We start from the raw sequence: 7,191 nt of genomic DNA, 5'->3' as shown, positions 1-7,191 counted from the left end.
AAAAAATTGGCTAGGTTGCGACTTAGCGGCGGAGCCCATGTAGTAGCGGTTGTACCCAATTAATTAACTGCCGTAGGCTATCCTTATTGGGCTTGGGTGCAAGAGTAGCTACGGGTGATAGAGGAACAGAACAAGGCTATTTGTTTGTAGCGAAGACTACCGACCGAAGGCGAGGGAGTCGCAGCGGTATGGAACAAGTGCTTTTTTCTGCACTTGTGGAATAACAAAAAATAGCTTGTGGCGTGACGAAGGAACTCCTTATTGCAGCTTATGGGCAAAACGCCTTTTCGGCGGTGCGCTCATAATAACTCGCCGACCGTAGGGAGACACCTGGCTATTTATCTAGACAACAAAAAACCCGAACGTATCAGTTCAGGTTAATTAAATATTTGATGCCATTTTAAATTTATTAGAAGCTAGTAAAGGCTTTTTAAAGCTTCTTTTTAGGATGTTGCCAAGTATTAAATACTGAGTAAATAATCACTTTTTTTTCGATAATTTCATAAATGATTAAATATGGATACTTCTTAATCCAAGCTTCTCGATAAGGTGGTCGTTTACTGGGATAATGCTCTGGATTGGTTTGTATCCTATCAATATAAGTATCTAAATGCTTAAAAAATCGTTCGCCTAACCCAATTTGTTGCTCTTCGTAATAAAGATAAGCTTTAATCATTTCCAGATTTGCTTCCTCTTTAATCTCTAATTCATATTTCATTGAGCAGCTCCTCTAGCATTTTGCTTTACTTCTTCCCAAGTAAACGATTTACTTTCTCCTTTTATATGACGTTCTCTACGCTGATCTAAGATTTTATAGTCTTCTTCTGTTAAGGTAAGTTCATCTTCCCTGTAACTCTCCATAACTGCTTTTACTATTTTTAATAGGCGCTCATCTGCTGTATTTACATATTCGGATATAAGATTCCTTAACTCTAATGCTCCCATAATATTCATTTTTACATTCATAACAAAGATAGTTTAATATAGTAATATTTTTAGTATTTGTATTGGTAACCCTGATATTATTAGTAATTCATTACCATTGTTTTAAAGCTATTAAAGGTTATTTCAGTTTTTTAAAAGCTTGTAGGGTATGAGTGGTTTTTAAGTTTTAAGTTTAGAAGTTTCTTTAGTTTGCCGTGTTATTTCAAGTTCTTCTGATGAGTAACTTTCTAGTAGTATTTTGGATATCCAATACACCGCATCTTTAAATCCTCTGTTATACTCATAGTTATCGTCTAGCTGACTTAATAAGTAAAGGTTTTCCAGTAGGGAGTTTTTCATATATAAGAACTCATCGGGTCGTGTTATTGGGATTTTGATATAGTTTTGTTTTGGTTTCATATGATTTGTTTTTAAGGTGTTACATATTAGTGAATAGGGTGATACTGGTTGATAGCTTCGTGCAGGCTTTCCAGATTGTCTTGTTTGTAGTTTTCTGTAGAGCTGATGTATTTATGTCCTGCCATATATTGTACTTTTCTGATGTTGTATTGTTTTAACCAATTGCAGATTACTGATGCTCTTAATTGATTTAGGTTGATGACTTTATGGTTTATCTTTTTTAATCTTTTAAGGATGCCTCTTTGCAATAAGTCTTTAAATGTATTTTGAGGAATAAACAGTTGTTGGGTATAGAGGTCGTTACTTTTGGCGATTAGTGGACGTATTTGATTGATGTATGTTATACAGTCTATGATCTGCCATGGTTTTAGCTCTATTTCTCTACTATTGTTTTTAGGTGTAGCAGGGATATATATTTTACCTTTTTTGAGTTGAAGGTCTTCTAATGTTAGACTTTTGAGGTTGGTCGTATTAAGCCCCTGATATACGATGAGTCCCACGATTATTTTATTACGTTGTAGTGCATTTTTGGTAATGGGATTGGTGTATTTGGTAAACTCTTCTGTCTGATAGCTGTAATATAAATCTTCGAGTTCGTCGGGCTCTAGCAGGTTATGCAACATCTTTTTTATAGTTCCTTTTACTGACACATCCTCTAGCGGGTTTTGACTTCTGTGTGATTGCTGGATCAGGTAATTAAAGTAACTTCTGATGGTCGCCAGATGATTATTGATGGTTTGTGGTTTGAGTCTTTTTTGCTGTAGATACTGTATGTATTTCATACAGTTTTTATAATCTATTAGCGTTGGGTTTATCTGTTGCTTTTTAGTCCATTTTATAAATGCTGTTATACGCTGCTGCTGATGTTTTATAGTGGTATGGCTATAGTTTTGTTGCTGTAAGTATTCTATATAATCTTGTGGTGTATTCATCTTAGATATGTGTGTATATTTGAGTTGATTCTAAGCTGTTATGTCCTAAGAACTGTTGTATATCTTCGATTTTCATTCCTGCCTGCAAAAAGTGTGAGGCAATACTATGACGTAGTGCATGTGGCGTTATATTTCTTTCGATAAGTTCTCTGTTTTGTGTGGCTTCTATGATCTGTTTTAGAGAGTCCTCTAAGGCGGTACCACTCATTTTAAGGCTTCTGGTAGTGATAAATACATAATTACTTTGACTGGATGTACTAAATTCCATTCGGGCATCATAGATATATTCTTGTAGTATGTGCAGGTTATACGGGTTGATAGGGATAAAGCGTTCTTTGTAATTTTTTCCCTTTCTGACATAGATTCTTTCTTTATCAAAAAGGATATCGGGTATTTCTAAGTTAAGGACTTCGTTTCTTCGCATTCCACAACTGTACAGGCATACCAGTGCTGCTTTGTTTCTGGCTCTAAACTTTGGTAGCTCATGACTGTAGGCGGTTGCGTTAAAGAGTTGTTTGATTTCTTTTGGGGATAGTATGTTTAACTTTTCTGCAGTCTTATCTTTTTCTCTTTTGATAGGGAGGTTAAATGGTTTTTTGTTGTGCTTTTTTAGGTATTCTCTGAACTTGTTGAGGGATTGCAGATGGTTATTGAGGTAATTATTGCTTAGTGCGCCTCCTCTAGTTGTATTGGGTCTTTGTTTTAATTGGTTGTAGTAGTTTCTGACATGGTGGTTTTGTATGTAGTTTATATGGCTAATATCGTTTTGTTCTAACCAGTAAAAGAACTCACATAGTTGGGCGGGGTAGTTGTTTTGCATGGCAGTACTATAGCCTAGTATATCGAGCCATTCACTAAATGAGGCGAGTAATATCCTGTAGCTATGGTTTTGTAGCTTTATTTTTTTCATAGGTATGTGTTTTTTTATGGATTGTAGCGAGTGGGAGTTACTTAGCTGGCTTTCTTTGTGTTGTCTTCGCCATTTTGGGTATGGCGACTTGGTGGCGAACTGGCGGTTGAGAACCTTGACAGGCAAGTGTTTAATGCGTTGTCTATTTGTGTTTTGAGGTTTGTGTATTCGTTTATATCTATAATTTCAAAACAATAGCTTTTGGTCTTAGCTTTTTTTACTCGTTTTATATAGCCTTCTGCTAACAAATGTGCATTGTATCTTCGTAGCGTGGTTTCTTTTACTCGTAAGTTTCTACGTATCTCGGTATTGGTAAACGTAGTTTGATTATGTTCTTTTAAATACGTCTTGAGACGTTCGAGGTGGTTTCGTGTTGCTCCTGTGATGGTATCACTTTTACGTAATAATACTTCTTTAATAATCTCATTAGCTGCCTGTATATCTTCGATAGTGGTTTCTATATATTCTTCTCCTGTATGTGGATCATATTTTCTAGGTCTTTGATACTGGCAGTAAAACGTAATGGCTTCTATAAATTGTAGATAGTGGCTATTGGTTCTTCTAGGTTTAAATACAGATTCAGGAAGCTCTAAGTATTCTGCATATGGGTTTATCACTTTTACAGGTTTTAGGATTCGTTGTACATCGCGTAAGAATCTGGCTGCGGTAAATTCTTCTTGTTTATTTATTCGTCCCGCCGACTCGGCGCGCTGGTAGTGCATGATCTTTTTATCTTGCTCACTGGATTCATCGATGTATAATAAAAAGCTACGATTACTATTATCTTCATAGATACTTTCTTGTGTGGTACATCCTGCTACAGCTACAGGACCTTCTACGGTAAGGTGTATGGTTTTGGTAGTTCCTTTTCTGTCTTTGTGTACTACGGTTTTGGTAATCCTTCGTTTTGATTGTAATTCTCTAAGAGGATATAGTACCGCTTCTGCACCGTCTAGGTCTTCTATTAGTATCAATTTATTACGTAGTTCTGTACGGTTAAAGTAATAGAAAGCATTGGCAGAGAGTACTGTAATTTCTACTTTGTCTTCATCGGGTATGAGTTCTGCTACTTTGGATTGTAGATGTGTTTTTCCTACTCCCGAACTGCCCAGACTAATACAATGTAATGGGTTATTGGTTTTGCGACTGGTAAATATTAAATACATCAATAGTCTGTTGGTTTCTTCTCCTATAACACCAGATGTACCAATGAGTTCATTTGTGTTTTTTAGTAGGTTCTCGTCTTTTAAAAAATTCTCTGCGGCTTGTAGTTCTTTGCCTGATACTATTCTGGGTGCAGGAACTTCCTCTTCCTTGTCAAGCTCTTTGATTCTGTATTGCTCTAGTGCTGTGGTGAGCTCTTGGAGAGACTCTCGAGCTATACTTGTACCGATTTCTATACGCTCTGCTATTTTTCTGATAAACTTCTCGACCATATTATCGTTGTATAAATCGATACTGTGTCGCAACACATTGTGTTGTTTGTTGCTTTGGTCACCTTTAGTATACAGTTTTTGTACACTCATGGTTACTCTCATACGCTCTAGGTTATTGAGTTTGATACCTCCTAGAATGTGTATTTCTATGTGTTTTGTGATATAACTGTAGTTATGTGGGTTGGTGGTATCTAACATTGTTGAAAAGTTTATAATCTGACATATATATCACAAAACTAAAACATTTATCAGATTTAACCAAGTCTTATATAGCTTTGTTGTGATATTTATATCACCTATATTTGCTAAAACCTTATTATATATAGCATTTTAACGACTTTTAAGTATGACTTTAGGACAGCAGATAACCAAGTTACGTAAGCAAAAAAAGCTTTCTCAAAATGAGTTGGGTAAAAAAGTAGGTACTTCTGGGGATATCATTGGTCGTTATGAAAGAGATGAAGTAAAGCCATCGATTGAAGTAGCTTCTAGAATTGCTGATGTATTAGAAGTTTCTTTAGATTACCTTATCGGTAAAGTTACTGTAGAAGTAGACAATCAACTTCTTAAACGTGTGATCGAAGTACAACAGATGGATGATAACGACAAAGAACATATTCTTTATACTTTGGATGCTCTTATCAAAAATGTAAAGCTTAAATCTATTACATAAAAAACAGCTACAAGCCTAAGCCTGTAACTGTTTCTTATCTATATATCTCACTCTTATCGCCCACTCATACACGGTACTAGTTGCAAACTAGCACTAGCACATACTATGCCCGAGCGGAGAAAAATCTAGCATCAGGTATCAGCTAAAAGCTCTAAAAAAGACTTTTCGGTAGGTTCGATATTCTTATTCTGAAAATACTCAAATAACTCTGTAGGCATAAGCATACATCCCCCATTAAAACCTTCTTCTCTTAAATGAAAATCATCATGAAGTTTGTTCCAAAACTCATATTCTTCACTAAACAAAGAAATTTCATCGTCATAAAAGAAGTCATAATATTCTAACATCTTAAACTGTATCTCCTCCCAATTCTTACCTCTTATATATTTATGTAATAAATTAAGAAATTTCAAATGCAAAATTCTAAAAGTATCATAATCTTTACTTTTATGCTTGTTAAGTATCTCTACAATTTTCGAATTAGAATCAGATGAAGTTAAAGAACTTAAGTCTACAAAAATATCTTCTACTGAATTATTCATTAATTTTATATCAGACCAACTCAACAACTCTTCTCTAGAAATATAATTATGTAGAAATCCAAATTTTATAAATTTTATAACCATTCCAAATTGATTTATAGTTTTATATGATTAGGGGCTTGATGAAATATCCTTCTTGTGAAAGGGTTAATAATTTCAGAAAATTTCTGACCTTGCTTTGTGGTATAATTAAAGATCAAACTATAGTCACTTTTTCTAAAAAGAACTTTCCCATTCATTATAATTTCCTTATGTAAAAATGTTGTTGCTCTATGTCCCGCATCAAATTGACCATGTCCATACCTAAGAGTTTTTGTAGAAAATTTATATAAATAAGGATGTGGTTTAGCTAGTTTAAGAACAACTTTTCTTCCTACTATATTCAAACCTTTACCAATCTTACCAAGAGCCATAGCACCTCTTGTTGCAAAACCACCTACAATGGCAGGAGTAGGTAAAATATAACTAACATACTCAGCAGCTTCTGCTTGTGCTGCTTGTATACTACCTCGCAGATCGCTTAATTCTTTTTTGTAGAAATTATCATAATACCATGAACCAAGATCCCCTTCATCATAATTTGTTCCATATTCTGCATTATAATCATCAATTCCTCCTTTATAAGAAGTAGTGTATCCTCCTTGACCATCCATAGCATGTAAAGAAGCAGGCATTTCACTACGATTAGTTGAATTAATATAAACGGTATCTAATTCAATAGGACTATCTGGATTAGCAACTCCACCGCTATTATCACTACTATTACCACCACCATTATTATCAGCTCCACCTGTAGCGTGCCTCATAGGCAGGTTTCCGATAAATGCAAAGTCATGCTTTAGAAATCTTGCTTCATGATTAGATATTAATCGTGCAGGTCTTCCTGCTTCATATTCATGAAATAACCTAGATGAATTCCCTCCACTAGGATCAGCAAAGATTATAGGGTTATTATCAAACGCATTATAGGTTGATAAAGAATGATGCACCACAGGATCAACACGATTCCATCTGGCTATAGTTGGGTCATAGGAACGTAATGGCATCTCATACCAATTAAGCCCCAGTCCTTCTTCAAGTTCTGTGTTATTGTATTTGTAATTATGTTTTCTGCCGGTAATGGCAGTATTGTATCCTTTTTGTTGTAGTCCGAAGGGATAGTAGTTGTTCTCCTCTACGATCTCATCTTGGGTGATGGTACCACTGTTATCGCGGTCTGTGTAGGAGAGTCGAACGTTTCCTAAATGGTCTGTGTATACACCAAAAAAAAGTTTTCGGTACCCTTTTTTTGCTACCTTATCTACAATATCTCTAAAAAAAAGAACGTCCCTACTATCATCTATCCTTATACTCA

Annotated in this window: 9 protein-coding genes; 1 reads left to right on the top strand and 8 read right to left on the bottom strand. The window is 35.1% G+C overall.

Translation table 11 applies throughout. The features are described 5' to 3' along the window. Window positions 1-430: 430 nt before the first annotated feature. From C1X07_RS24545 to C1X07_RS24520, 6 genes are all read right to left on the bottom strand, one after another. Entirely contained in the window at window positions 431-718 is a 288-nt protein-coding gene (locus C1X07_RS24545) for a type II toxin-antitoxin system RelE/ParE family toxin (protein ID WP_103072701.1), read from the bottom strand. Then, complete coding sequence (locus tag C1X07_RS24540; protein ID WP_241507326.1) at window positions 715-966, bottom strand: hypothetical protein; 252 nt, start codon at window positions 964-966, stop codon at window positions 715-717. Before C1X07_RS24540 ends, C1X07_RS24545 begins: the two co-directional genes overlap by 4 nt. A gap of 138 nt (window positions 967-1,104) precedes the next feature. Continuing rightward, window positions 1,105-1,344 carry a hypothetical protein gene (locus tag C1X07_RS24535; RefSeq protein ID WP_103072699.1) on the bottom strand — a complete coding sequence of 80 codons (240 nt, stop codon included), beginning with the start codon at window positions 1,342-1,344 and terminating at the stop codon, window positions 1,105-1,107. 26 nt (window positions 1,345-1,370) lie between these two features. Beyond that, window positions 1,371-2,276: a tyrosine-type recombinase/integrase gene (locus C1X07_RS24530; RefSeq protein WP_103072698.1), complete on the bottom strand. Its 906-nt coding sequence runs from the start codon at window positions 2,274-2,276 to the stop codon at window positions 1,371-1,373. 1 nt (window position 2,277) lies between these two features. Beyond that, window positions 2,278-3,186 (bottom strand): tyrosine-type recombinase/integrase, encoded by a 909-nt coding sequence (locus C1X07_RS24525; protein WP_103072697.1) that lies wholly within the window; start codon window positions 3,184-3,186, stop codon window positions 2,278-2,280. A gap of 41 nt (window positions 3,187-3,227) precedes the next feature. Next, a complete protein-coding gene (locus C1X07_RS24520; RefSeq protein ID WP_103072696.1) occupies window positions 3,228-4,820 on the bottom strand; it encodes a hypothetical protein in 1,593 nt (530 codons plus the stop codon). Window positions 4,821-4,968: 148 nt separating this feature from the next. On the opposite strand from C1X07_RS24520, the gene C1X07_RS24515 reads away from it, so the two are divergent. Continuing rightward, window positions 4,969-5,295, top strand: coding sequence for a helix-turn-helix domain-containing protein (locus C1X07_RS24515; RefSeq protein ID WP_103072695.1), 327 nt, complete (start codon window positions 4,969-4,971; stop codon window positions 5,293-5,295). A gap of 131 nt (window positions 5,296-5,426) precedes the next feature. Here C1X07_RS24515 and C1X07_RS24510 read toward each other — a convergent pair whose 3' ends face one another. Together C1X07_RS24510 and C1X07_RS24505 are read right to left on the bottom strand one after the other, a co-directional pair. Continuing rightward, window positions 5,427-5,921 (bottom strand): hypothetical protein, encoded by a 495-nt coding sequence (locus tag C1X07_RS24510; RefSeq protein WP_103072694.1) that lies wholly within the window; start codon window positions 5,919-5,921, stop codon window positions 5,427-5,429. An 11-nt stretch (window positions 5,922-5,932) separates the two neighbouring features. Continuing rightward, window positions 5,933-7,191, bottom strand: a 1,259-nt coding sequence (locus tag C1X07_RS24505; protein WP_317046163.1) for an RHS repeat domain-containing protein, incomplete at its 5' end; no start/stop codon positions are given.

Source organism: Aquimarina sediminis (assembly GCF_002895435.1).
Lineage (GTDB): Bacteria > Bacteroidota > Bacteroidia > Flavobacteriales > Flavobacteriaceae > Aquimarina > Aquimarina sediminis.
The sequence above is the reverse complement of the archived record's forward strand: the minus strand, read 5'-3'. Positions and strand labels throughout refer to the sequence as shown.